The organism is Paenisporosarcina sp. (assembly GCF_057785155.1).
This window is the reverse complement of record NZ_JBYNRN010000033.1, coordinates 88,493-112,846: the sequence shown is the minus strand read 5'-3', so window position 1 is coordinate 112,846 and position 24,354 is coordinate 88,493. Positions and strand designations below refer to the sequence as shown.

Annotated in this window: 20 protein-coding genes; 5 read left to right on the top strand and 15 right to left on the bottom strand. The window is 37.8% G+C overall.

Annotated features, from left to right (window positions below):
- The first annotated feature begins 5 nt into the window (after window positions 1–5).
- Window positions 6–626: a hypothetical protein gene (locus AC3EA5_RS11940; RefSeq protein ID WP_488608547.1), complete on the top strand. Its 621-nt coding sequence runs from the start codon at window positions 6–8 to the stop codon at window positions 624–626.
- A gap of 271 nt (window positions 627–897) precedes the next feature.
- Here AC3EA5_RS11940 and AC3EA5_RS11935 read toward each other — a convergent pair whose 3' ends face one another.
- The 12 genes from AC3EA5_RS11935 to AC3EA5_RS11880 all read right to left on the bottom strand — a co-directional run bounded on the left by AC3EA5_RS11935 (window position 898) and on the right by AC3EA5_RS11880 (window position 15,565).
- Entirely contained in the window at window positions 898–2,094 is a 1,197-nt protein-coding gene (locus AC3EA5_RS11935; RefSeq protein WP_488608546.1) for a glycine C-acetyltransferase, read from the bottom strand.
- A 108-nt stretch (window positions 2,095–2,202) separates the two neighbouring features.
- Entirely contained in the window at window positions 2,203–4,284 is a 2,082-nt protein-coding gene (locus AC3EA5_RS11930; protein ID WP_488608545.1) for a peptidase M6, read from the bottom strand.
- A gap of 96 nt (window positions 4,285–4,380) precedes the next feature.
- Window positions 4,381–5,463 (bottom strand): hypothetical protein, encoded by a 1,083-nt coding sequence (locus AC3EA5_RS11925; protein WP_488608544.1) that lies wholly within the window; start codon window positions 5,461–5,463, stop codon window positions 4,381–4,383.
- A gap of 233 nt (window positions 5,464–5,696) precedes the next feature.
- Window positions 5,697–6,314 carry a YczE/YyaS/YitT family protein gene (locus tag AC3EA5_RS11920; protein WP_488608543.1) on the bottom strand — a complete coding sequence of 206 codons (618 nt, stop codon included), beginning with the start codon at window positions 6,312–6,314 and terminating at the stop codon, window positions 5,697–5,699.
- A 172-nt stretch (window positions 6,315–6,486) separates the two neighbouring features.
- The gene (gene ybaK / locus AC3EA5_RS11915) at window positions 6,487–6,978 is read right to left on the bottom strand and encodes a Cys-tRNA(Pro) deacylase (protein ID WP_488608542.1); all 492 of its coding nucleotides are present in this window, start codon (window positions 6,976–6,978) and stop codon (window positions 6,487–6,489) included.
- 14 nt (window positions 6,979–6,992) lie between these two features.
- Window positions 6,993–7,667 carry a hypothetical protein gene (locus AC3EA5_RS11910; protein WP_488608541.1) on the bottom strand — a complete coding sequence of 225 codons (675 nt, stop codon included), beginning with the start codon at window positions 7,665–7,667 and terminating at the stop codon, window positions 6,993–6,995.
- Between the two features lie 141 nt (window positions 7,668–7,808).
- Window positions 7,809–9,983 carry a DNA topoisomerase III gene (locus tag AC3EA5_RS11905; RefSeq protein WP_488608540.1) on the bottom strand — a complete coding sequence of 725 codons (2,175 nt, stop codon included), beginning with the start codon at window positions 9,981–9,983 and terminating at the stop codon, window positions 7,809–7,811.
- Between the two features lie 239 nt (window positions 9,984–10,222).
- On the bottom strand, window positions 10,223–12,046 hold the full coding sequence (locus AC3EA5_RS11900; protein WP_488608616.1) for a SpoIIE family protein phosphatase: 1,824 nt from the start codon (window positions 12,044–12,046) through the stop codon (window positions 10,223–10,225).
- A 223-nt stretch (window positions 12,047–12,269) separates the two neighbouring features.
- Window positions 12,270–12,833, bottom strand: a complete 564-nt coding sequence (locus AC3EA5_RS11895; RefSeq protein ID WP_488608539.1) for an NADPH-dependent FMN reductase — start codon at window positions 12,831–12,833, stop codon at window positions 12,270–12,272.
- Window positions 12,834–12,924: 91 nt separating this feature from the next.
- A complete protein-coding gene (locus AC3EA5_RS11890) occupies window positions 12,925–14,772 on the bottom strand; it encodes a cation:proton antiporter (RefSeq protein WP_488608538.1) in 1,848 nt (615 codons plus the stop codon).
- Between the two features lie 4 nt (window positions 14,773–14,776).
- On the bottom strand, window positions 14,777–15,061 hold the full coding sequence (locus tag AC3EA5_RS11885; RefSeq protein WP_488608537.1) for a hypothetical protein: 285 nt from the start codon (window positions 15,059–15,061) through the stop codon (window positions 14,777–14,779).
- A 54-nt stretch (window positions 15,062–15,115) separates the two neighbouring features.
- Window positions 15,116–15,565 carry an NAD(P)H-binding protein gene (locus AC3EA5_RS11880; protein ID WP_488608536.1) on the bottom strand — a complete coding sequence of 150 codons (450 nt, stop codon included), beginning with the start codon at window positions 15,563–15,565 and terminating at the stop codon, window positions 15,116–15,118.
- A gap of 128 nt (window positions 15,566–15,693) precedes the next feature.
- Between AC3EA5_RS11880 and AC3EA5_RS11875 the strand changes: the two genes are divergently transcribed.
- From AC3EA5_RS11875 to AC3EA5_RS11865, 3 genes are read left to right on the top strand one after another with little or no spacing between them, the layout of a single operon-like run.
- The gene (locus tag AC3EA5_RS11875) at window positions 15,694–16,722 is read left to right on the top strand and encodes a hypothetical protein (RefSeq protein WP_394191703.1); all 1,029 of its coding nucleotides are present in this window, start codon (window positions 15,694–15,696) and stop codon (window positions 16,720–16,722) included.
- A 39-nt stretch (window positions 16,723–16,761) separates the two neighbouring features.
- Window positions 16,762–16,944 (top strand): SE1832 family protein, encoded by a 183-nt coding sequence (locus AC3EA5_RS11870; protein ID WP_488608535.1) that lies wholly within the window; start codon window positions 16,762–16,764, stop codon window positions 16,942–16,944.
- 35 nt (window positions 16,945–16,979) lie between these two features.
- Window positions 16,980–18,548 (top strand): ABC-F family ATP-binding cassette domain-containing protein, encoded by a 1,569-nt coding sequence (locus AC3EA5_RS11865; protein ID WP_394191699.1) that lies wholly within the window; start codon window positions 16,980–16,982, stop codon window positions 18,546–18,548.
- Window positions 18,549–18,820: 272 nt separating this feature from the next.
- Here AC3EA5_RS11865 and AC3EA5_RS11860 read toward each other — a convergent pair whose 3' ends face one another.
- The 3 genes from AC3EA5_RS11860 to AC3EA5_RS11850 form a co-directional block, all read right to left on the bottom strand.
- On the bottom strand, window positions 18,821–20,275 hold the full coding sequence (locus AC3EA5_RS11860) for a phospholipase D family protein (RefSeq protein ID WP_488608534.1): 1,455 nt from the start codon (window positions 20,273–20,275) through the stop codon (window positions 18,821–18,823).
- Window positions 20,276–20,617: 342 nt separating this feature from the next.
- Window positions 20,618–21,163: an RNA polymerase sigma factor gene (locus AC3EA5_RS11855; RefSeq protein ID WP_488608533.1), complete on the bottom strand. Its 546-nt coding sequence runs from the start codon at window positions 21,161–21,163 to the stop codon at window positions 20,618–20,620.
- 123 nt (window positions 21,164–21,286) lie between these two features.
- The gene (locus AC3EA5_RS11850; protein WP_394189616.1) at window positions 21,287–22,549 is read right to left on the bottom strand and encodes a CNNM domain-containing protein; all 1,263 of its coding nucleotides are present in this window, start codon (window positions 22,547–22,549) and stop codon (window positions 21,287–21,289) included.
- A 253-nt stretch (window positions 22,550–22,802) separates the two neighbouring features.
- Between AC3EA5_RS11850 and AC3EA5_RS11845 the strand changes: the two genes are divergently transcribed.
- The gene (locus tag AC3EA5_RS11845; protein ID WP_488608532.1) at window positions 22,803–24,200 is read left to right on the top strand and encodes a dipeptidase; all 1,398 of its coding nucleotides are present in this window, start codon (window positions 22,803–22,805) and stop codon (window positions 24,198–24,200) included.
- Window positions 24,201–24,354 lie beyond the last annotated feature (154 nt).

Below are 24,354 nucleotides of genomic sequence, written 5' to 3'. Positions count from 1 at the left end.
ATTACATGAATATTTACAGAACCAGTGTCACTTTCGTACTGACTTTCATTTTAGCTACTTTATTGTTTTCACTTCAGTTCCCCCCATTGGTAATCATACTGACTGTCTTCATTTTTTTCTTGGGATTCAATTTACTCCCTACCTTATATACAATCTATCGCTCAAACAATCTAAAAAGCATTGAGAAGTATATCCAAGCAAATAAAAAGAAACCAATCTTTGCTTACCCATTGGCATTGGCTCATGGCAATGAAGTCGAAATCGAAGAAAGTTTACGTGCCATAATCGAAAAACACAAACAGCCTTACATGCAAAATGTATATAAAACTCTTTTAGCATTGCATCTAAAAAATATTGAAGCCGCGGATACGTACGCACAGCGAATCGATACCGAACCTTTAAAATCTTATTACGCAGCACTAATTGCTACCAAACAAGGTAATTTTGAAGAAGCCGCACGACACGAAGAAAATGTAGGCGTCGAATGGATGATTCATGCATTACATGCCTTGTATGCAAAGGAAAAAGGACAACAAGAATTATTTGAAAAAGAAGCACAACAGGCAATTACCCATTCTCGTGGAATCCAAAAGTATATTGTCGTCCATTCTGTTGGACGCATCTGATTATATAAGTGTCAGCTAGAACGATTTATCCTATTCATGTTAAGAAGCGATTAGCCGATTATGGCTAATCGCTTCTTTAGAGCGGTGTGCGAACAATTACTACTGAGATGACGATAATTCGAACTGAGATCGATATTTTTCTAACTGAGATTGCCATTCTTCTAACCAAGAAGCCAATATTTCTAACTGAGACTTCTCACGTAACCTCAAACATACAAAAAAGCATCAAGGAGTCTCCGTTTAGAGACCCATTGATGCATTGTGAGATGAATTATTGAATTACGCCTAGTTCTTTTCCTACTTTTTCGTAAATCGCGATGGCTTCGTCTAACATTTCTTTCGTATGAACGGCAGTTGGCATATTACGAACACGGCCTGTCCCTTTTTGAACCGTTGGGAAGACAATCGCTTTCGCATAAACACCCTCTTCAAATAATCGTTTCGAGAATTGTTGAGTTAATTTTTCGTCACCAATGATACATGGTGTAATCGGCGTTTCAGAAGCACCGATATCAAAACCTAATTTTTTAAGTCCTGCTTTTAGATAATCTCCATTATCCCAAAGTTTGTCGTGAAGCTCGGTTGAATCGATAATCATCTGAAGAGCTGCTGTGATCGCTGCTACATCACCTGGTGGGACTGCTGTAGAGAATAAAAATGGACGCGAGCGAACTTTTAACCAATCGATTAACGATTGCTTACCAGCTACGTAACCGCCGACTACTCCAACAGCTTTTGAAAGCGTACCCATTTGGAAGTCGATATCTTTTTCTAAACCGAAGTGTTTAACGGTCCCCTTACCTTTACCAGTAACACCAGAGCCATGAGCATCATCAACATAAGTAATTAAATCAAACTCTTTCGCAATTTCAACGATTTCAGGAAGTTTCGCAATATCCCCATCCATTGAAAATACGCCGTCAGTGATGACCATGACCTTATTGTACAGACCAGATTCTTGCACTTCTTTTGCTTTCGCTCGTAAATCTTCCATGTCGGAATGCTTGAACGCAATAATCTTAGCTTTCGATAGACGACAGCCATCAATGATTGAAGCGTGGTTTAATTGATCCGAAAGAATGGCATCGTTTTTATCCATAACTGCAGAAATAGCTGCCATATTACAGTTGAAACCAGATTGGTACGAAATAGCCGCTTCTGTTCCTTTAAACTCTGCTAACTTTTCTTCTAATTTCACATGTAAGTCAAGTGTTCCATTAATGGAGCGGACTGCACCTGCACCTACGCCATATTTATCAATAGCTTCTTTCGCTATGCGTTTTAAGTCTTCGTTTGTTGCAAGGCCCAAGTAATTATTTGAGGATAAATTGATTAACTCTTTTCCTCGAATTTGAATTTTCGCTCCATTAGGACCTTCTACAGGATCCACTTCGTTATATAAACCTTGGTCACGCAGTTCTTGTAAGTTTTCTTGTAAAAAAGCATCTAGTACGTTAGACAAAATCATCTTCCTTTCGATTGTCGTGATACATAGTATTTTAACATACGACGAATCTATACGCACAAAAGAGCGAGCTCGAAATGAGCCCGCTCTTAGTTAATTGCAATTAATCAATTATTTATTCTTCTTGTTGTTTGATTTTAAAACTACTTCATACGTGTAATCTTGTGCATCAAGTTGACCTGGTGCAGCTGCATATGAAGTAATCATTTTCACATTACCTTGTGTTAAGAAGTTACGTACTTGTAACGCTTCTTTATCCGTTACATTGAATGGATCAATATGCATTACTTTTTGTTGACCGTTAGCACGTGTTTGAATTAACGTCACTGTGAAATCAACGTACTCACCTTTAAGTTGACCTAATGATTGGAACTCATCTGTCGATGAACCGTCAGAAGAGAAATCTCCAAGGTTAATATTTTTAATAAACCAACCAGTATCATTGTAGCCCCAGTCTGTTAAGTTACGGAATGATACTAAAACGTCTTGACCAGCATAAGCTGATAAGTCGAATGACTCTGTAGACCAATCTAATTTATGTCCTGTAAATCCAGGTACGTTTTCTTTGATTGTTGGATATCCTTCTTCAACAACATCTGTACGAGTATTTTCATTTGCAAGAGATGTCCATGTTTCACCATTATCAGTGGACACTTGAACTACTGCATAATCCCATTGCTCTTCAATATCATAGTAATGATCGAATGTTAAAGTAGGATTTTCAGTTGGGACTGTTGCACCAAAAATTAAAGCTTGATCCGCTTCATCCCCATTGTTTGCGTGCAGTACTTGTTCAGAAGCATCTAATGGATTAGCAACAGTTGCCCATTGCAACGGTAAGAAATCTACTCCATCAAATTTCAACGCACGTACATCTTTACCGAAATCTAATTCTTTAAAGTCGCCACCCCATGCAGGTACGCCTTCTTTTTCAAATGTTAATGCTTTCTCGAAATCAACCGTTTTCCCGCGTTTATCTCCAGCAGCATTAATCGGCATTTCACGAAGGTCAATGCTATCAAACTTGTAATCACTGCTTACTTTGTCATCGTCTAAAGCAAGAGCAGTCATGAAGTTTTGGTATACCTCTGTAAATGTTTTACCAGTGCCGAACGATTCTAAATGTTGGTCTACTGATGCCATACCTTGAGATGTACCGTCTACTGCTAGTTCACGAATAAAATCTTTGCCGAACTTGTCATACATATAAAGAGTGAACAAGTAGACTTGCCCATAATCTGCAATCGTTTCTGGTCCAGTCTCCGCTGTCCCATGCTCATCCCAGTTTACTAAAGAATTTTCTGGATGATCTAAATAGAAGTTAATCGAACCTTCACCATGTCCGTATCCACCTAAAAATTCAGAGAATGTAGACATTCCTTCATTTAACCAAGTCTCTTCAGAACCATCATTATCGGCTTGAATTAAATGTTGAAGTTCATGGATTGTCGTACCAAAGAATGTGTTTTCTAAACGAGTCTCCCATGAATTCGTATCGATCGTTACAATATTACGGTCTGTATAGTTTTCAAGTGTTTGCCAGAAGAATCCAGCGACAAAGAATGGATAACTTGGATTATTCCAACCTTCATCTTGTACATTATCTACTAACATAATGATTTTGTCTGATCCTTCATAGTATCCCTCTGGAAGACCTACCATACCCGGTAAAGGTGATTTTGATCCATCTAATGCATCTGGTGTCCCAAAGAAATCAGTGGCAACTGGATAAATATTCGAATCAAATTCATCACGTAATTTATCAGCCTGTTCCTGTGTAACAATATCCGCTGGTTTCGGATTATCCGGACCGTACGCTAAATCCTTAGCAACCCAAATTTCAACGTTGTCTCCTACACTTCGTAAAGTAAATTCTTTAAAGCTTAAGTTACGATCAAGGAATAATTTCGTACCACCATCAAACGTAAACGGACTTTCTTCTGAAGCTTCCTCATCTGTAGCAGGTAATTCATCAGCTTGTGCTTTAATGATTTGGTCTGCTTGTATTTGGAAGCTATCACTTGTTGATAAATCATTTAAATATTGATCGATATCAACACGATCTCCGTATTTGGCTGTATTAAAGTTTGAATATGGACTGGCTGCTTCTGCAGGAGCAGATGCGAATGGTGCAAATAATGAAGCTGCAAGTGCACCAGTTGAAACAATAGAAAGAATTTTTTTCTTGTTCAATTTATTTTCCCCCTCCGAATTAAAAACATTAAATCTTCGTCGGGTTCAAGCTTAACACTTTAGAATATTCTGAAAAATGCGGTAAATCTATCATTTTTATATGGTAATATTCTCTATCATTTGATATACAGAATCTTCTATTTCTCGCCATTTATAGTTATTTACACACATGTCCATAGTCTCTCTTATAGTCTCTTCGTCCGTGGAAAATACCTGTAAATACTCCGTTGCAACCCTAATTTCTTCTTGATAGCGCTCTTTTATTTGATTAACAAATATCTGCTCTTCTTCATTCAACTCACGGAACTTTCTAACATCGAATATTTCGTCACTCGAACGTTCAGGCTCGTATTCATGCGGACTTGTGCTATCAAAAAGGATGGTCTGAAGCTCTGGTAGATACACATAATCTATGCTGTTACAATCAAGACCACACCACCCTAACTGTGTATTTAGTCCTACACTTTCTGCTTTTGCTGCAAACCGCTTCATCATCGTTGATTTACCACTACCTGGATAGCCTTTGATGAATATGCGTCTTTTTACCCCCTTAGTTAATGAGGCAAAATGATCTTTTGCTCCCTCAGGCGTGATTGTTCCCATTAATCGATGCGTTTTTAAAGCTTCTTTATTAAAATTAAACGACGAAAATACGTTTTCAAATAGTTCCTCAGCTTGTTGATCGAATGCTTGCCAATCCATCCCTACAATATATGGCTGTTCCCATTCATCATGAATTTCCTTGGCTTTTGTCATGGTTTGCAACATCTTAGCTAGCCATTGCTCACTATGAATGGTCTTTTCTCTTAAAAACCCACCATGTTCTTTTAACTTAGCATCATCATAAGCTTCATAAAATGAAATGACTTGATGGGTGCTGCCGTAATATTTGGGTTCAAATGATAAAGGATGTGCAGCTTGTAAAAATAGCGTTCGGTTTCCTTTAACATATACAGCTTCTAAAACATCCGCATGTAAAGGATCATGAAACCACTCAATGTCATAACCTCTTTTTAAATAATGAAAGCCTACTTGTCGAAATAGTTCAGACAATCGAAATGTAGGTGGAGATTTTATAAAATAGACTTTTCGAGCTTCTCCAATTAATTCATTATAAATGTGTTTGACGCCTTGACCGGTATAAGCCCGTCCAAACTGGTGTGTGATTGTTCCGTTCAATGTATCCACCCTTTCTAATATCAGATGTTTCTACTATATGAAAGAGGTGGTGAAAACATGTTCAGATTTTACCTAACACCGTATTAATGCTTGCTATCGTCAAATTTTCTACCGCTTGCACCATAACCTTCCCTCACTCACGACTTATAATTTACTGCACTCGCCATATTTCTTTCACAATCTATGAATTCGTCCCACGAAAAAAAGCATGCACTGTGTGCACACTTTTGTATCTAAATTTCGATTTCCTTCGTGAATCGATTCAACCAACTTTTCGCCATTGGTAATGTCATGTGAACTATTTGTCCGAGTATAACAGCAATGAGTACTGTTCCGAATCCTATTGGACCACCTAACATCCAACCAACAATCGCAACTACGATTTCAATTCCAGTACGTACTCTTTTTACAGTCCATCCGGTCTTTTCAACAATGAGGATCATGATACTATCACGTGGTCCTGCCCCCATATTGGGTGCTACATATATCCCTACACCTAATCCCATGATCAAAACACCTGCAACAAAAAAGATGGTTTGTCCAAAGTAACTGGTCAAATCAGGTAGTAACCAATTAAAGAAATCGATAAACAATCCTATCAGAATCATATTTAGCCATGTACCTATTTTAGGGAACCTCTTCGTACCTATCGCAGTTCCAATAACGATCACTAATCCCGAAATAATGGACCAACTACCTATTGTTAAACCTACGTTTAAATAAAGTCCCACGTGCAAAACATCCCATGGGCCAATTCCTAAAAGTTGTCCTTTGATTGTTAATGAAATGCCAAATGCAAGAATGATTAGACCGGCTATGAAAAATAGCCACCTCCAATATTTAACTTTCATGTGAACTGCCTTCTTTCTAGCTTATCCTCACTGTGAGTAAGTTGAAGTCTCTTCTGAGAGCTGTATAGTGCTCTTCCAATATTTATCCGCAAAAAAACCATCCATGTATGACATGAATGGCATTACTCATTTATCTATTATAACAAGTATTAATGTTTTGGATAGGCTATTATCAAGAACGGGAAATTAATGCAAATTCCCCTTTTGTATTGGCAATTAAATCCGTCGGTTTCAACTGAATTTGCATACCGATTTTTCCGGCACTCACGATCATTTCATCTAGATTTTTTGCAGATAGATCGATGAAAGTAGGGAACAATTTTTTCATCCCTATAGGAGAGCATCCCCCACGAATATAACCAGTTAACCCAAGTAAATCTTTCACCGGTATTAGTTCCACTTTCTTTTCTCCTGCACTTTTAGCAGCTGCTTTTAAATCTAATTCTTTATCTACTGGTATTAAGAATACATAAGCCTTGCCAGGTCCAGCCGAAGCTACTAATGTTTTGAATACCATTTCAACTGGTCGTCCGATTTTATTTGCAACTGAAACGCCATCTATTTGACCATCTACTACGTTGTATTCATGCAACGAATAGGGAACTGATTGTTGATCTAACAATCGGATAGCATTTGTTTTTGGTGTTTTATTAGCTTTCGCCAATCTTTATTCAACTCCTAAGCAATACGGTAAAAGCTTGGTTGCTGGATTTGGAATCCTTGTTGATTCATTTGAACATGGAATGAGTATTTCGAAATCGCCTCTTCAAACAAACGAAGTTGTCTATGTTTTTGTTGTTCAACTAATGTATTTTGTGGTTCTTGAAAATCAACTTGCATCGATTTATTTGTTGCTTCAAATTGAATTTCTGTTTGTCTTTGTGCTTCGAATTCTATTTGAGACTCTGCAATTTCATTTAACTCCACTTGCGCTTGAGCTTCTTGAATTCGAGTTGATGCACTTGCCGCTAAACGTAAATCTTCCACTGAAGGTTCTGCAGAAGCTAGAGCAGCTCGTTTAACATGCTCTAATAATTCAATTGTTTCTTCTGGAGTGGAACCCGAGATTGCTTGAATTGGCGCGTTACCAAAGGCTAGTGTGTGTTTCGGTTGTTGTTCAATTTCTTGATACACACGAACAGCATCCGCTACTTCTTCTGTATCACCGTCTAATTCCATCTTCCCTAATAATAAATCTTCTAGTTCTGATAATGTTGGTGTTTTAGACTGATAAAAATCCGCCTGTTTTTTATAGGTATCACTAACTTCTCGACGTAGATTCAACTTTTTTCTGTAATCATTTGCAACATCTCGATCCAAAAAACTAGAGCCTATGGTTGCGCTTAAATTCATGCAATTCACCCCGTTTCCACTGTTATATTATGGGTTAGTATACCACCATTGTCAGACTTCTTAAACATTCTTAAGTCCTTAGTCGAAAAGTGATATACCAGAGCCTTTATACCTAATAAAGAAAAATAATAGTTAACTTATTTAGTCATTCTTTTGCATTAACTTCTTTAAGGCTTCAGCCATCGCTGTATTTTCAGGTTCATCTTGTTGTTTTAAATACTTTTGGACGTCACGTTTATTTGCTTTAGCACCGCCAGAAGATTCACGTCGTTTTTCAAAAGCTGAGAGCTTTTCGCGGTGTCCGCATTTACAAACAAATAGTTTTCCTTCGCCTTCACCACGCATTTCGAGGCGTTTATGACAAACTGGGCATCGTGCATTTGTTTGAACAGCAACTTGTTTTTTATAGCCACAAGAACGATCTTGGCAAACAAGGATTTTTCCACGTTTCCCATTCACTTCTAATAAGTTCTTCCCGCATTCTGGACACGTTTTGCCAGTAACATTATCATGTTTAAACTTTTGATCACTTTGTTTAATTTGACCGACCACCGTTTTGGAAAAAGTAATCATATCTTTCACAAACACATCTTTCTTTAATGTTCCTTTTGCAATTTTCGTCAATCGCTGTTCCCATTCACCAGTTAGTGAAGGAGATTTTAAGTCTTCAGGAACTAGTTGCAATAATTGTTTACCTTTTGATGTGGTATAGATATCCTTGCCTTTTTTCTCAATAACAAAAGAATTAAATAGCTTCTCGATGATATCAGCACGCGTTGCAACGGTTCCTAGTCCACCTGTTTCACCTATAGCTTGAATGATTTCTTTTGACTCGCCTGACATAAACGCAGTCGGATTTTCCATCGCCGCTAACAATGTTCCTTCATTAAATCGAGCAGGGGGTTTGGTATCTCCTTGCGTCATGGTAATCGCACGAATCTCAATTGAATCACCTTTTTGGACAGGAGGTAAAGAGCTTTCAACTTCTTCTTCATCTTCCTGTTGATACACCCGCTTCCAACCTTCGTCTCGTACGTTTTTACCCTTTGCCGTGAATTTTTCACCATTCACTTCTAATGTAATGACAGTTTGGTCATAACTGAATGGACCAAGAAAGACAGCTAAAAAGCGTTTTACAATTAAATCGTATAATTTGCGTTCTTTGTCCGATAAGTTTTGAAGAACAGGTGTCACTTCAGTTGGGATAATCGCATGATGATCACTTACACGTGCATCATCTATTACTCCTTTTTGCGGAGCAATTTGAGGTAAAAGCAATATGGAATTTACGACGGCACGGTATGGTTGGACTTCAACTGCTTTTATTCTCTCTTTTAGTGTCGACTTCATATCACTTGAAAGATGTTTGGAATCTGTTCGAGGATACGTGACGACCTTATGACGTTCATAAAGTGCTTGCAATGTATTTAACGTTTCTTTTGCCGACCAACCAAATCTTCGGTGTCCTTCTTTTTGTAGTTCAGTTAAGTCGAATAAAGGTGGTGCTGGTTGTTTTTTGGGTGTGGTTTGAATTTCAATAATTTTACCGTCATGTGTATTTGCCAGTTTTTGAAACACTTGATCTACTTGGTCTTTATTGAACAGCTGTGTTTGGTTGTTTTGACCGAACGTCCACGTATAGGTTGCTTCACCAGTTAGAGCTTGAAGCCCATAATAGGTTTTTGGTTTAAAATCACGGATTTGATTCTCACGCTCAGCAATCATTGCAAGTGTTGGCGTTTGCACACGTCCAGTAGAAAGTTGTGCATTGTATTTAACGGTTAAAGCACGAGTGGCATTAATTCCTACAACCCAATCTGCTTCTGCTCGAGCGACTGCTGCATGATATAAGTGCTCATATGCTTTTCCATCTTTTAATTCTCTAAATCCTTTTTGAATCGCTTGGTCCGTTACAGAAGAAATCCATAATCGCTTCACTGGCTTATGACATTTAGCTTTTTCTAAAATCCACCGTGCAACAAGCTCGCCTTCTCTCCCAGCATCAGTTGCGATAATAACCTCTTTTACATCCGCTCTTGATAGTTGTGATTTCACTGCGTTATATTGTTTCATTGTTTGTTTGATTGGAACGAGTTTGAATGGTTGAGGAATGATTGGTAAATCCTCAAGCTTCCACTCTTTAAAGCTATTGTTGTATTGCTCTGGGTCTGCGTGTGTCACTAAATGACCTAGTGCCCAAGTTACAATATATTGATTTCCTTCTAAAAATCCATTTCCTTTTTTATGGCATCCGAGCACACGTGCAATATCTCTCGCTACGGAAGGTTTTTCTGCTAATACGACTGACTTTGACATACGTCCGCCCCTTTCTTATGTGTTTCATTATAACGGAAGTTCGATTGATTCTAAAATGTTCGAAAGAATCCGTTGAGATTAGCTTTTAAAATTTAGAGAACGAAATACCTACCTTCCCACAAACTAATCCACTGTTTAAAAACAAAAACCAGTCTATTCACAATGTGTGAATGACTGATTTTTGCGGTTGATTATATATGCACGATCTAAAGGTTTTCCAAAGGACTGAAATCTACATTTTATGATTTTAATACGACAACTGTACGATCATCGTGAATATCACCTAGGCGATTTTTTTCTACCTCAGTAATCAAATGTTTTGATATGGTATCTGCAGGTAACGTTAAGTCTATATTGCGAATGGCATTCATCAAGTCTTCGAATAGGTCATCTTCCAATCTTCGACGATCTTCTATTAAGCCATCTGTGTAAAGAACGACTATATCATCTGTTGAAAGTTGAATCGTCTTTGTCTCATACTTAGCATCTTTAAAGAAGCCGATTGCTGCTCCTTTTGTTTCTAGGAAATCAAATTCATTTCGTTCTTTATTGTAAACAAGTGAAGGTTCATGACCCGCAGAGCAATATTGAAGAACTTGTGTTTCTTCATCATAAATCATCGTAAATAAAGTCATAAAGTGTTCAGACTTACTATATTTAGAAAACATTCGATTAATAAAGGCTACAAATTGATCAGGTTTTTCTTGATGTAAATTCACATGTTCAATTGCACCAATCATCAAGGATGTTTGGATAGCAGCCGGAATGCCTTTCCCACTAATATCGGCAATCGTCACCATCGTTTTGCTTCCTTGTTTTAAAATATTATAAAAATCACCATTCAATCGTTTGAAAGGGAAAGAAACAAAACCTATTTGCTCACCTGAGGAGATCTCGGAATTAAAGTCTTTTTGAACAGCAGCAGCTGTTTCAATTTCAAAATCGGTAACTAACTTCTCTTTTGCTAAACGCTCATTTTCTATAGATTCACGTAAATCTCGTAATGTATAAAAATAGCCGATAATTTGTTTGTTTTCTATCAAAGGAAAGCGGTCAATTTCAACAGGGATTCCCTCACCAGTATAGGTTTGAATTTCTTCATATTCTTGGCCTTTTGTCGCTTTGCTTTCAAATTGATTCATCATCAATGTCTCATCTAAACTTGAAGGTATCCGCAATAACTCCCTAGCAGATAAATTGATATATTGAATGGCCCCTCTTGCGTCTGTTTCAATGATCCCGAGTTCAAGCATATTGAACATCATTCGGTTTCGGTCATGTAACCGAGTAATATTGAGAAACGGTGCCTTAACACTGACGATGAATAATACGATGAAAAACATGGAATACCCAATTATTTTATATAAGTGTCCTGCCGTATGTAAATAAGTATCTATCGACTTGTATTGAATGAAAAATACGGATGACAGTACAATTGAAAAAGCACCAATGATATATAAATTACGAATGAATATATCATTAAATTTTTTGGTATTTCTAAGTAAGTGAAAAATAACCAGAAGATGGAGTAAAGCAGTGATAATTTCGAGTATGATTTTTGTTAATGTCGGAGCACCATTCATAATAAGCACCGGCAGTTCCTTATAAAAAGAGAACACAATACCTATTAATACAATGGAATAGATTGTGGAAACCAAAAATGCTATATTTCGATCGAGAAGCTTAAACAACTTTGGCATGAAGACCACAACTGCTAGAATTGAGCTCTCTGTTAGTCGAGCGAAGATCCATAGCCAAATGGAAGTCATTGGAGTGCTTTCAATAAAAAACAGTGGCATCCCTTGAAATGTCAAAGCATGAAAGGTATCAAGAATTCCAACGGAGAAGAAAGCAGCAGCAAGTATGATCGGGAAATGCATTTTTCCTTCTTTATATGTAATCCAGCTATGAATGGCAATGCTCATCGCGATGAAAATAGATACTATTTCAAATAGCAAATGTATACTCGTATGGCTCGGACGAATAGGTTTGTATAAATCGGTGTAAAAAGTAGGGAAAATAATGAAACTTGAACATACTACACTCAAAACCAAGATATACATAGTTAAACGAAAAGTTGTGTTAGGGATAAAAGGATTCATAGGTTCTCCAATAGTTATTAAATAGACTTTAGATTACATATTACATATTACAAAGAAGAATAGCTATAGCCTATCATTCAAGGTTTGACGATTTTTCAAAAGAAAGGTTTTAAGTTGCCACTATTGCTGCTAAAACACAAAAACCACTTCATTCTATTGAACGAAGTGGTTTTTAAAACTGCCATTAAGGAAGATCAATGGTTTCTTTAGATAAGTTTTTACCCATTTCTACATAGTGCACAAAAACACGTGCTAACTCGCGTAATCGATCGTGTACATCTTCATCCACGATAACATTACCTTCACCGAAATGACTCGTATGCGTATACACATAATTTGGTGTCACTAGGCATCTAAAATAATCTAAAATTGGTTTCAATTGATTTTCAATGACCAAATGATGTTGATATGTTCCACCATTCGCGACAATCGATACGGGTTTATATCTCATCGCACGCGGATGAAGCATGTCAAAGGCATTTTTCAATACGCCAGGAATCGACCCTTGGAATATAGGTGTTGCTAAAATATAGCCATCCGCTTCCTCAATTTTATGGACAAGCTTTTGCATATCCGCATTATATTCACCAAGCGGTCGGCCATCTACAAATTGGTGTTCATAATCCGCTAGTTTTAGCACTTCTAGTTCAAGCGCTCCATTCAAATCTTCGATATATACTTTCACTTGCTCGAGTATAGCTCCCGTTTTCGAACCAATGATTGTTCCATCAATAAGCAAAATTTTCATTTGGCATCCTCCTAGTCAAACGCAGTTCTTTCTTCTATTGTATCAAAACGAACCACGTTGACCTATGCACGACGTGTTATTCAACCCAAATTCATTCTTTTGACTGAGACTGTTTAGAACGGTCTGCTTCAATACGTTCTTGTAATTTGACTAATTCCTTTGTCGGTCGCGTTAAGCTAATAACCGTATCACCTGGACCTGCTTGTAATTCATTATTGACTGAATAAAACTCAAGTGTTCCATTTTCTCTCATCAAATACAAAAGAAGCGTATCTTCTTCTCGTTCTTTTAAGTATTGTGTATACGTATATTGCTCAGTTATTGGGGTCTTACGAATAATTTGACCTCTTTCAATTCGGTCATTCAATTTATAAATGGTTTCGTTTGGATTAAATAAGATGCTACCGCCAAGTGATTGATTAATATCACTTACATCCCCTTTGTGTAATGCGGTTTGGAATAAAGAATTGCGACCAAGTTCGGGAACAAAGTTTGAACATACGAGTGCGTTGTAGGAATCCACTTCCGTCGCCGCAATCAAAATCGGGTACGGAGTTAAATCCACATTGTATTCGGTTTGCTCAGAAAGTATTTCCCCCATTTGCGAAGGAATTCCAGCTTTTCTTGCTTCACTTAAGTGGGAAAATGAATTATCCATGATTAACACTTGGTGATTTAGATCTTTTAAAGATTTAGCTAGTTCAGTTGTAAAACGATTTCCACCAACGATTAATACACCTGGACTTTCGGAAGAAGCTAAATTTAATTTCTTCGCAAACCACCCAATGGTAAAACCATGCGCAACAACTGTTGAGAAAACAAGTGCAAAAGTAAGTGCGGTTAATAATTCTGCATCTTCATAACCTTTTTCCAATAAAACATTTGCAAAATACCCAGACACTGTAAGCGCAACGATTCCTCTAGGAGCAATCCATCCAATCAATGCCTTTTCTTTATTGGTAAGATCGGTTCCAATCGTTGAAAGCCAAATAGATAAAGGGCGAACAACTAACAACATAGCTGCTACAAATGAAATAATTCTCCAATCAAATATACGGAGTAGAGTTTCTGGTTGCAGAGACGCCGTCAACATGACAAAAATACTCGATACTAATAAAACAGTAATATTTTCTTTAAAATGTCGCATGTCTTGAATAGAGGCAATATGTAAATTCGCCATCGTCATCCCCATAGCGGTAACTGCGAGTAATCCCGTTTCGTGCATAATCTCATCCGATATGACGAAGGTAAATAGTACGACAGCAAACACCATCGGCGACTTTAAGAACTCTGGGACATTTCCTTTCCCAAACATCCAACCTAATCCTTTACCTGCGAATACCCCAAGTAAAGCTGCAAAAATGGAAGCTGCAAAGAATGTTAACAAGGCTTGAAGTGTTACATCTTTGTTTATAAATTGAATGAATTCAAATGCAAAAACGGCTAATAATGCACCAAAAGGATCGACTACGATTCCTTCCCATTTTAAAATCGCCGCTGGTCTTGGCTTTAGCTTCGCTTGTCTAAGTAGCGGTAAAATAACGGTTGGACCCGTTACAATGAATAATCCACCGATTACAAAGGATACTGCAAGTGAAAGACCTGCTAAATAATGGGCTGCTAGCGAACCGGCAATCCAGGCAATAAATGCACCTAGCGTAACGATTCTCAACAAAGGTTTATTAAACCCTCTTACTTCTCGAAAATCTAAATTCAAACTTCCTTCAAATAAAATAATAGCAACTGCTAAGGAAATAATCGGACCAAATAACTCGCCGAAACTTGCCTCTGGATTTATCCATCCGAACACTGGCCCTACTAATAGACCCGCAATCGACATTAGAACAATTGCCGGCATTCTCGTTCGCCAAGCTACCCACTGGGAAGCGATTCCTAAAAAGATGACAAACATTAAATCAAATAATAGCGAATCAAGCATGGAATCACTCCTCCTTTTTTAATGGTTTATCCACTACTTCAGTAGTTAAGTCCTCTTTAACGAATACACCTTCACGTTTTTCCCAATTAAATAATTGTTCTCTTGGAATGGGTTTTTCTTCTTTTGGAAGTATCGCTTTAACTGCTGCAATTTCATCGGATTGATAAATGGACACCGGTTTATTATTGCCGGATATCGCCTTTTGCAGCATAGCAAACGCTACTTGTTGAGAATCAATTGATCGGTATTTCTTCAAAGGACCGAAGAGCAGTGGATTAACGATTTGCATAACACTTTCACCAATACGTTCTCCTAGTCTAAACTCTTTTCGGTCTCCCGTTAATTAAGAAGGTCTGAAAATCGATAATTTCTTTAATTTTAAATCAATCAGCTGTTTTTCCATCTCACCTTTAACTCGATTGTAGTAAACAGTTGAATTTGGATTTGCCCCCATTGCTGAAATAACTAAGAAATGGCTAACTCCTTTATTCTTAGCCATGCAAGCTAATTGGACTGGATAGGTTAAATCCACTTTTTCAAACGCTTCCTTTGAACCTGCTGTTTTAATGGTCGTTCCTAAACAACAGAAAAAGTCATGAGCAACCTCAAGATCGTTTTCTTCAATGGTATCAAAATCTTTAACGAGCACATCTAATTTAGGATGCTCATAGGATAATGCCTTTCTTGCGATGACATGAACTGCTATGTATGCTTCACTTTCACACAACCACTTCACTAAATGGCTACCTGTTAGCCCCGTTGCTCCAATTACAATAGCAGATCTTTTTTCCAACTCAGTCACCCTTTCAAGTCAAAACGAATGATTAAAGTTTACCATATGCCGAGACAATTTCTGAATATTTATTCATACATCCCGCGAGCTTCCCATACCTTAAGAAGTACATGAAAGGTGGGATTTTAATGGACAAACCGTTCCAACGAATAACAATTCTTTTTTATGTCGGTCACTCTGGCTACCCTTTAAGTCGATGTATCCAACTTGCCAAATTTTTAGCATCTCATCATATACTTTTCCTAGTGAATCAAAAACACACTTCGGTAGTCGAGTCTTTACGCCTCAAAGGGATTGAACCGTTGTTATTTAGTAAGCACTCCGATTTAGAATCACTATTAGAAGATGTTCAAGCAGATGTGTTGATTACGGATGGACTTGATACGGATCTGGAAGAAAGTAAAACGTTCAAAAAAGTGATTCCAACAACCATTCACTTTGATGATTTTGGCGAAGGTGGAAAAGAAGCTTCTCGCGTCATTCAAACCCTTTACCGTGAGGAACGCGAAGCATTGCCTTCTAATTACGTCACTGGCCATAGTGGTTTTATTGTCCCAGATGAATTGGAGCCTTACGCACAACTCGGTTTACGGCCTTCACAGGCATTACCGTTGCCACATATCGTCGTTGCCTTTACAGAAGAAGATGAAGATAATTTATCCTACCGTACACTTCGACATCTCCTGCATTTACAAATCCCATTAGCTGTTACTGTTTTACTTCATTCTAACTATCGCCATAAACGAGATGAATTAAAAATGATGGCACTCGGACGAAAACAAACCCGCATTATCGAAACGGATGATTTCTTGCAAAGTATAAGTGAGTGCGACATGGTTATTTGCGATGCACGCTATACACCTTACTACGTGGCGGTCATTGGAAAACCATGTATAGTCATTGCACAAAACGAAAAAGAAGGACTGCACGGTTTTCCTCGTGAACATAATGGGTTTGTTCATCTTGGGTTGGGACGAAAGTTAAAACAGTCTCATTTGCAACAAGCGGTGATGGAATTTATCCTTCATCATAATCGAAGTGGAAAAGCCGTAAAAAAGCAGCTTTCCTTAAAGTTAAGTAGCAATAATCAAAACATGTTACGTTTAATTGAAAAAATCATTCAAGAAGGGTCTTCAGAGGTGACAAGAAACGCATAAATTGTGATACAATGTAGAAAAAAGGGGAGTTCCTCCTATATGAATGCATCAGAAATTCAAACACAAATCGCAGAACTTAAAATGGATTATATACGATTGCAAGGCGACATGGAAAAATTGGAGTCTACGGGACATCCGGCCATGCTTGAAAAAGCCGAGCAACGATTAGCAGATATGGAAGTACAACTCGCAGAACTAAACAACAAGCTCGCGGCGCTGTAACATGCCCGCGAGCTTTTTAATGGAGGAATGGAAACATGGCATTATTAACAGTAGATAATTTAGGACACACATTTGGGGATCGCACCCTTTTTAAAGACGTTTCTTTCCGCCTTGTTGAAGGGGAACACGTAGGTTTAGTTGGTGCCAACGGCGTTGGTAAATCAACATTAATGAGCATTATTACTGGAGAAATCATTCATGATTCAGGTCGAGTAGAATGGCTACCTGGTACGCATTATGGATATTTAGATCAACATACCCGCTTAGAACCAGGCCGCTCTATGCGCGACACATTACGTGATGCGTTCTTGCCTCTTTATAAAAAAGAAGAAGAAATGAATGTTATCACAAGTAAAATGGGTGACGCCACACCTGAAGAATTAGAAGAATTACTTGAACAAATGGCTGATATTCAAGATGCATTAGATGCCGGTGATTTCTATTCTCTAGATATGAAAGTAGAAGAAATTGCACGTGGTCTTGGTTTAGACGCTGTCGGATTAGATCGTGAAGTTTCTGCTCTTTCTGGAGGTCAACGTACGAAGGTTTTATTAGCAAAACTGCTTTTAGAAAAACCGAAAGTTATGTTACTCGATGAGCCTACTAACTATTTAGATGAAGAGCATATTAATTGGTTATCCAATTATTTAAAGAACTACCCACACGCTTTCCTATTGATTTCACATGATACGGAATTTATGAATGGAAATGTAGATGTCATCTTCCAGTTGGAATTCTCTAAGCTATCACGTTACACAGCAACTTATGAGAAGTTTTTAGAACTTGCTGAAATTAATAAACGCCAACATATCGATGCATATGAAAAACAACAAGATTTCATTAAAAAACAAGAAGATTTCATTGCCAAAAACAAAGCACGTTACTCAACAACTGGCCGTGCTAAATCACGTCAAAAACAATTGGATCGTATCGAACGAATTGACCGTCCAGAAACAGCTGCAAAACCTCAGTTTGGATTTAAAGAAACACGTAGTCCAAGTCGTTACGTAGTAGAAGCAGATCATTTAGTTATCGGTTATGATAAGCCTTTACTTCCTCCACTCTCATTTTCAATCGAACGCGGCGAAAAAATCGCGTTAGTTGGAATGAATGGTGTTGGTAAATCAACCTTACTAAAAACCATTTTAGGCAAAGTACCTGCTCTTGGTGGCAGCGTCATTCGTGGAGATTACTTAGTGACTTCTTACTTCGAGCAAGAAGTGAAAGCTGGTAATGAAACGCCGATCGAAGAAGTATGGAAAACGTATCCGAGTATGGAGCAAAGCGCAGTTCGTGCAGCACTTGCCCGTACTGGTTTGAAAAACGATCATATTTCACGTCCAATGAGCAGCCTTAGTGGTGGAGAACAAGCGAAAGTCCGACTATGCAAATTAATGATGGAAGAAAGCAACTGGTTACTATTTGATGAGCCAACAAACCATTTAGACATCCACGCTAAAGAAGAATTAAAACGTGCGATGACTGAATATAAAGGCACCATCGTCCTTGTAAGCCATGAACCGGACTTCTATGAAGGATTAGCAACAAAAGTATGGAACGTAGAAGAATGGTTCCAAACGGGCGAGCAAAAAGAAATCGAGTAATGCGAAAAAGGGATTGTCTCTATGATGAGGCAATCCTTTTTTGTTGCGGTGGAGTGATGTAGAGATGGTCATTCTCGATTTCGCTGGGGTATTCAAGATTTGGTTGTGTCGATTCTCGATTTCAATGGGTGTATTCACGATTTCATGCGGGCTATTCCGAATTCGATGCCTTATTCAAGTATTCATGAATTTCACACAATTTTTTACCGCTAAAAAGCTCTATGCAACGTTTCTGCATAGAGCTTTTTATTTCTTATTTGCAATCCTATCGATTAATAAGTTGTCACTTTAAATAATTTCTGAATGGAATAGATACCACGTTGCCAAACTGTAAATTCATCTTGGAATTCTTCAAGTTCTACTGTATACATGGCATCTTCATTATTCCATAGTCTTTCAAAATAACTTTCCATTTCGGTTGCCAATTCACTGTCATTTGGGGCAATTACTCTCAGATTCGCTTCTAAATTATAGTTATCTAGTGTGCGTTCTGTATAATTTCCAGAACCATTTGAAATAATGGTATGGTCTTCATTTTGAATCCAAATTGTTTTCGTATGATATTGACCAATAACTGCATTGTACCAGCGTACATTCAGTTTCCCATCTGAATCCTCAACCATTTCTTGAACGACCGGTCGATTTGGTAGACCCGATTTTTGTTGACCAAAAGAGTTTTCATTCGGGTCAAGGATGACGTTTATCTCAACTCCTCGATTCGCCGCATCAATTAAGGTAGTAACAATATCGCGCTTCGCAATAAAGAACATCCCTAACCAAATTTTGTCCCCTTTTTTGGTGTTTTCTAAATCAGCAAGCAGTGCATCTAGAATTTTCTTCTCCGTTAGGTATTGAACCTCATACTGTCCGTCTGATTTCTCCACATCGACTCGGGGTAATTTAGGACCACCGGAATATTGCGAAACTGCTTCTTCCGCTTCCAAAATATCATTTAATACTGGTCCACTTACTTTCAACGCAATATTGCCATGGAATCCACTAGCATCATGAGGATTCGAAGAAGTAACCATACCTTCTTTTTCCGTTATAACTGCTTTTCGATGGTTAGCTTTTACGTTTAATAAAGTCATATAAGATGCAACCGTCATTTTTGGTGCATCACTTGCCATTGCGTTATCAATCCATCCCTTCCCACCAATATCAAACCATTGGAAGAGAATTCGATAGATGCCTGAGTAAACAGGTGTTGAATCTCTTAAAGGATCCAAATCAGTATAGACAATCTCAACACCAGCTTCTCTCATCTTTTTAAACCATTCATTTTCATATGATCCATAACCACGATTAATCGGATCTGTTATAAAAACAATCGGCATATCCGGATTTTCTTTTTTCTTATCTGCTAACTTCGAAGATAGCGTATCTGCAATCTTCGGAAAATCTTCTTTTTGATCGTAAAAACCATCAAACAAGAAAAAATCGACAACGATGAAATCCTCAGCTTCTTCAATCAACTGATAGACTTCGTCAAATATATTAAGTTCATGAACCATGCCCGTCCCTTTTTTATCTTGAGCAAAGGATAAATCGGTTATCATTTCAATATTGTCTGTTTTATGCAATTCTCCTTTATATGAAATCCCTTCAGGCAAAGGCTTAAATGTATGCCATAAAATAACGGCGATATATATTAATGCGAAAACACCTATTGAGCCCATGATAATACGCTTACGCTTGCTCCATTCTTTACGCGGCTTTTTAGCCATCCGCGGTTCCCCCTCATCAAACAAATGTATTACTACGGATATTCCCGTCTATCTGTTTTAACAAACCCAAATAACCTTCAGAAAACAGATTTAAAAAAATAAAGTTTCTCATCAAACTTTGTCATGAACATATTGGTGCTGCACGCTTCGCTTACGCAGCCTTTACTGTTGGCGTTTCCTTTTGAACAATTACAACTGAGATGGCGATTTTTCTAACTGAGATTGTCAAAATTCTAACTGAGACCTCAATAATTCTAACCGAGAACCACAAAATTTTAACTGAGCCACTATTCACCCATACAAAAAAGCATAACCCTTTTTTGGGCTATGCTTTATTCAAAATCAAGCTGGGATATAGTCGGTAATCGCGGAATCGGCAATTAGCATTTCTTTTAATCGCTGTTTGGCACGGAATAGGCGGGATTTCACTGTACCTATTGATACTTTCATGATTTCTGCAATTTCGTTTAGTGAATACTGATGGACATAAAAATACATGACTGTTGTTTGGTAAATGGAGTCGAGTTCCGAAATTTTGTCTCGTACCATTTGTGATAAATCGCTTTTTTCTAAAAGGTCTTCAGATGAAAGGGTTTCACTAGGGACTAAATCGAGAACCGGAACATCTAGTGTTTCTGGTTGATTCATCACATGCTTATTGATTCGCACATTTTTTCGGTAACGGTCTCTAAATGTATTCATACAGATGGTTGTTAACCATGCTTTAAGATGATCAACATCTTTGACGTTCGTTTCATATCTGACTACTTTCAACCATACTTCCTGCATCAAGTCTTCTGCTTCTGTTTGGTTTCGAGTTAACTTTAAACATAGATGGTACATATACCGATTGTATTCGTCGTATACATGATCAAGTGTAACATTCATTTTATTGTCCTCCGTTCGTCCTTGCTGTTATCTCTATTTTGCCAAAGACGAACCTTACCCTCTATCGGAATCTCTTTCAAAATTCTTACAAACGTGTAATAAAGCAAAAAAAGAACAGAAGGACTAGTTGTCCTCCTGTTCTTCCTCTTCTTCTTTTTCTTCTTGAATTGTAATTGTTAATTGCATAATACGGTTTCGGTCCATCTCGTTTACTTCAAAACGAAGATTTTCATAAGTGAATTGTTCTCCGTTATCCGGCATATGTCCAAGTTGTTGAAGGACAAACCCGCCGATGGTATCGTGGTCATTTGGAATTTCGATTTTGAACATTTCATTCACATCTTCAATTTCAAGGCGACCGTGACAAATGAGTCGATGCTCTGTCATTTCAAAAACCAAGATTTCTTCATCTTCATCAGATTCATCTTCGATTTCTTGTCCAATCATTTCTTCGATGATGTCCTCATGTGTAACGATTCCTAGGGTTCCACCATATTCATCTAACACGATAGCCATGTGTTTCTTCTTGGCTAACATTTGTTTAAATACTTTTTCAACGCTGACCGATTGAACAACAAAAAGCGGATCACGATCGATAAGCGATTCTAATTCAAGGGTTGGATCCATTGACCATTCGATAAATGTTTTTGAGTAAAACATTCCGACGATATGGTCCATGCTTTCTTCATATACTGGATATCTTGTATAGTAATGTTCCAATATAATATCTCGTACTTCATCATATGTAGCATTTGCAGGAATTCCTACAATTTCCATACGGTGTGTTTCTAATACATCTTGAACATCTTTATTTGGAAAATCGAGTACACCTTTTAAGCGTTCTGATTCCTCTTCCTCAAATGTTCCTTCCGTAGAAGCGATATCTACCATTGTACGAAGCTCTTCTTTTGTAAGTGTTGCTTCTTTCACTGCGCCTTTAGAAATTATGCGAATAAAAACGTTCGTAAATTTTGCAATTAAGAAAGTAACTGGACGCATAATTTGAACAAGTAATGCAATGATCGGCGCTACCAAATACGCAATACGATCAGCAAAAGTAACGGCTAGTGTTTTTGGAAGTACTTCTCCAAAAATAATGATAATTAATGTTAATCCAGCGGTTGCAATGGCAATATCCCAACCGTATTCCAAAGCAATTAACGTTAATAATGTAGGCATAGCAATATTTACGATGTTGTTACCAATTAAAATCGTCGTAATCATGCGGTCCGGTTTCGCGATGAGCACAAGGAGCTTTTGCGCCATACGGTCTCCTTGCTCAGCACGAAGCTGGACCTTCATCCTATTTACTGCTGTGAGTGCCGTTTCACTACCTGAAAAGAAAAACGACAACACTAAACTAATGGCTAAACCTATAAACTCCAACCGTGTTTCCTCCTATATGAGTCAAAAAACCCGCTCAATTTCAATATCTATAACTATATCATATTCAGAATTTCCATGTCTCAAATGGGAATTCATTTTTTATAAAAATATTAAAGTGAGTTCTTACTTTATACATCTCTTCAGTGATCATTCAAAATTTCCATCTGAATAACTAACCGGTGCTTTACGGATTTCAAGAAATGATTATGATATACTACTCCTATTCTCGAACTATTTAGAAAAGAGGGATATCATGAGTCATTTAAACGAATTGAACAGCTATTTTGAAACAAAACGTGAGGAACATTTAGATGAATTAAAACAGTTTCTTCGCATCCCTAGTGTTAGTTCTTTATCGGAACATAAAGAAGATATGCGTACAGCAGCTGAGTGGTTATCCAAATCATTACAAGAGGTTGGTTTAGAAAACGTTTCAATTGATGAGACGAAAGGTCATCCAGTTGTTTATGCGGATTGGCTCCATGCCGAAGGTAAACCAACTATTTTGGTCTATGGACATTACGATGTGCAACCTGTCGATCCATTGAACCTATGGGAGACAGAACCTTTTGATCCAACCGTTCGGGATAATAAATTATATGCTCGCGGAGCAAGTGACGATAAAGGTCAAGTATATATGCATGTAAAAACAATCGAGGCTTTATTCAAAACAAATGGCGCTTTGCCAGTAAACGTTAAGTTCTGTATTGAAGGTGAAGAAGAAATCGGCAGTCCGAATCTTCCCGAATATGTAGAAGCGAATAAAGAAAAACTATCAGCGGACATTATTGTAATATCTGATACAGGAATGCAAGGACCCGGAAAACCAGCAGTATGCTATGGTTTGAGAGGATTAGCAGGAGTTCAAATTGAAGTGAAAGGTCCTAAAGGCGACTTACATTCAGGACTGTACGGTGGTGGGGTTCAAAATTCAATACACGCTTTAGTTGAGTTACTTGCGTCGTTCCGTGATCAAGAAGGCACTATTCAAGTGGATGGCTTTTATGACAATGTACGGGAAGCGACAGATGAAGAACGTGCGGCATATAAAGAACTTGATTTTGATGAAGAGGCACTCAAAAAAGAATTACAAGTTGATGAATTATTTGGCGAAAAAGGATTTACACATTTAGAACGCACATGGATTCGTCCTACTTTAGAAGTGAATGGTGTATTCGGTGGATTTTCTGGTGAAGGAATTAAAACAGTATTACCTGCTGAAGCTGGTGCGAAAATTACTTGCCGTTTAGTTCCTGATCAGGATCCGGATGAAATCGTAGCGAAATTAAAAGCACATATTGAAAAACATAAACCAGTTGGTGTAAATGTTGAAGTCACGGAATTTGATAAAGGAAAGCCATTCATTACTCCTTTTGATCATCCTGCGATTCAAGCGGCTGGTCGTTCGTACGAAAAAGTATACCAAGTTCCAACTTCCTATGTTCGTGGAGGCGGTTCGATCCCAATCGTCGCGGCTTTTGATGAGATTTTAGGATTACCTGTTGTATTAATGGGCTTTGGTTTAGCATCAGAAAATTTCCATGCGCCTAATGAACACTTCCATTTAGAAAACTTTGATCAAGGTTTGCGCGTTATTGGCGACTACTATTATGAACTATCGAAATTTAACTCAAGTGAATTAGTGAAATAAAAAAATCCCGAATCCGCATATTGTATGCCGGATTCGGGATTTCGTATTTTAGACAAATAATAATGCTTATTTCCATTGCGATGGATGCTTTCCGCGGGCATAACTTCAGCCGCTTCCCTCGCGATGCTCAGTCCAGGGTCTTCAGTTCATGCTT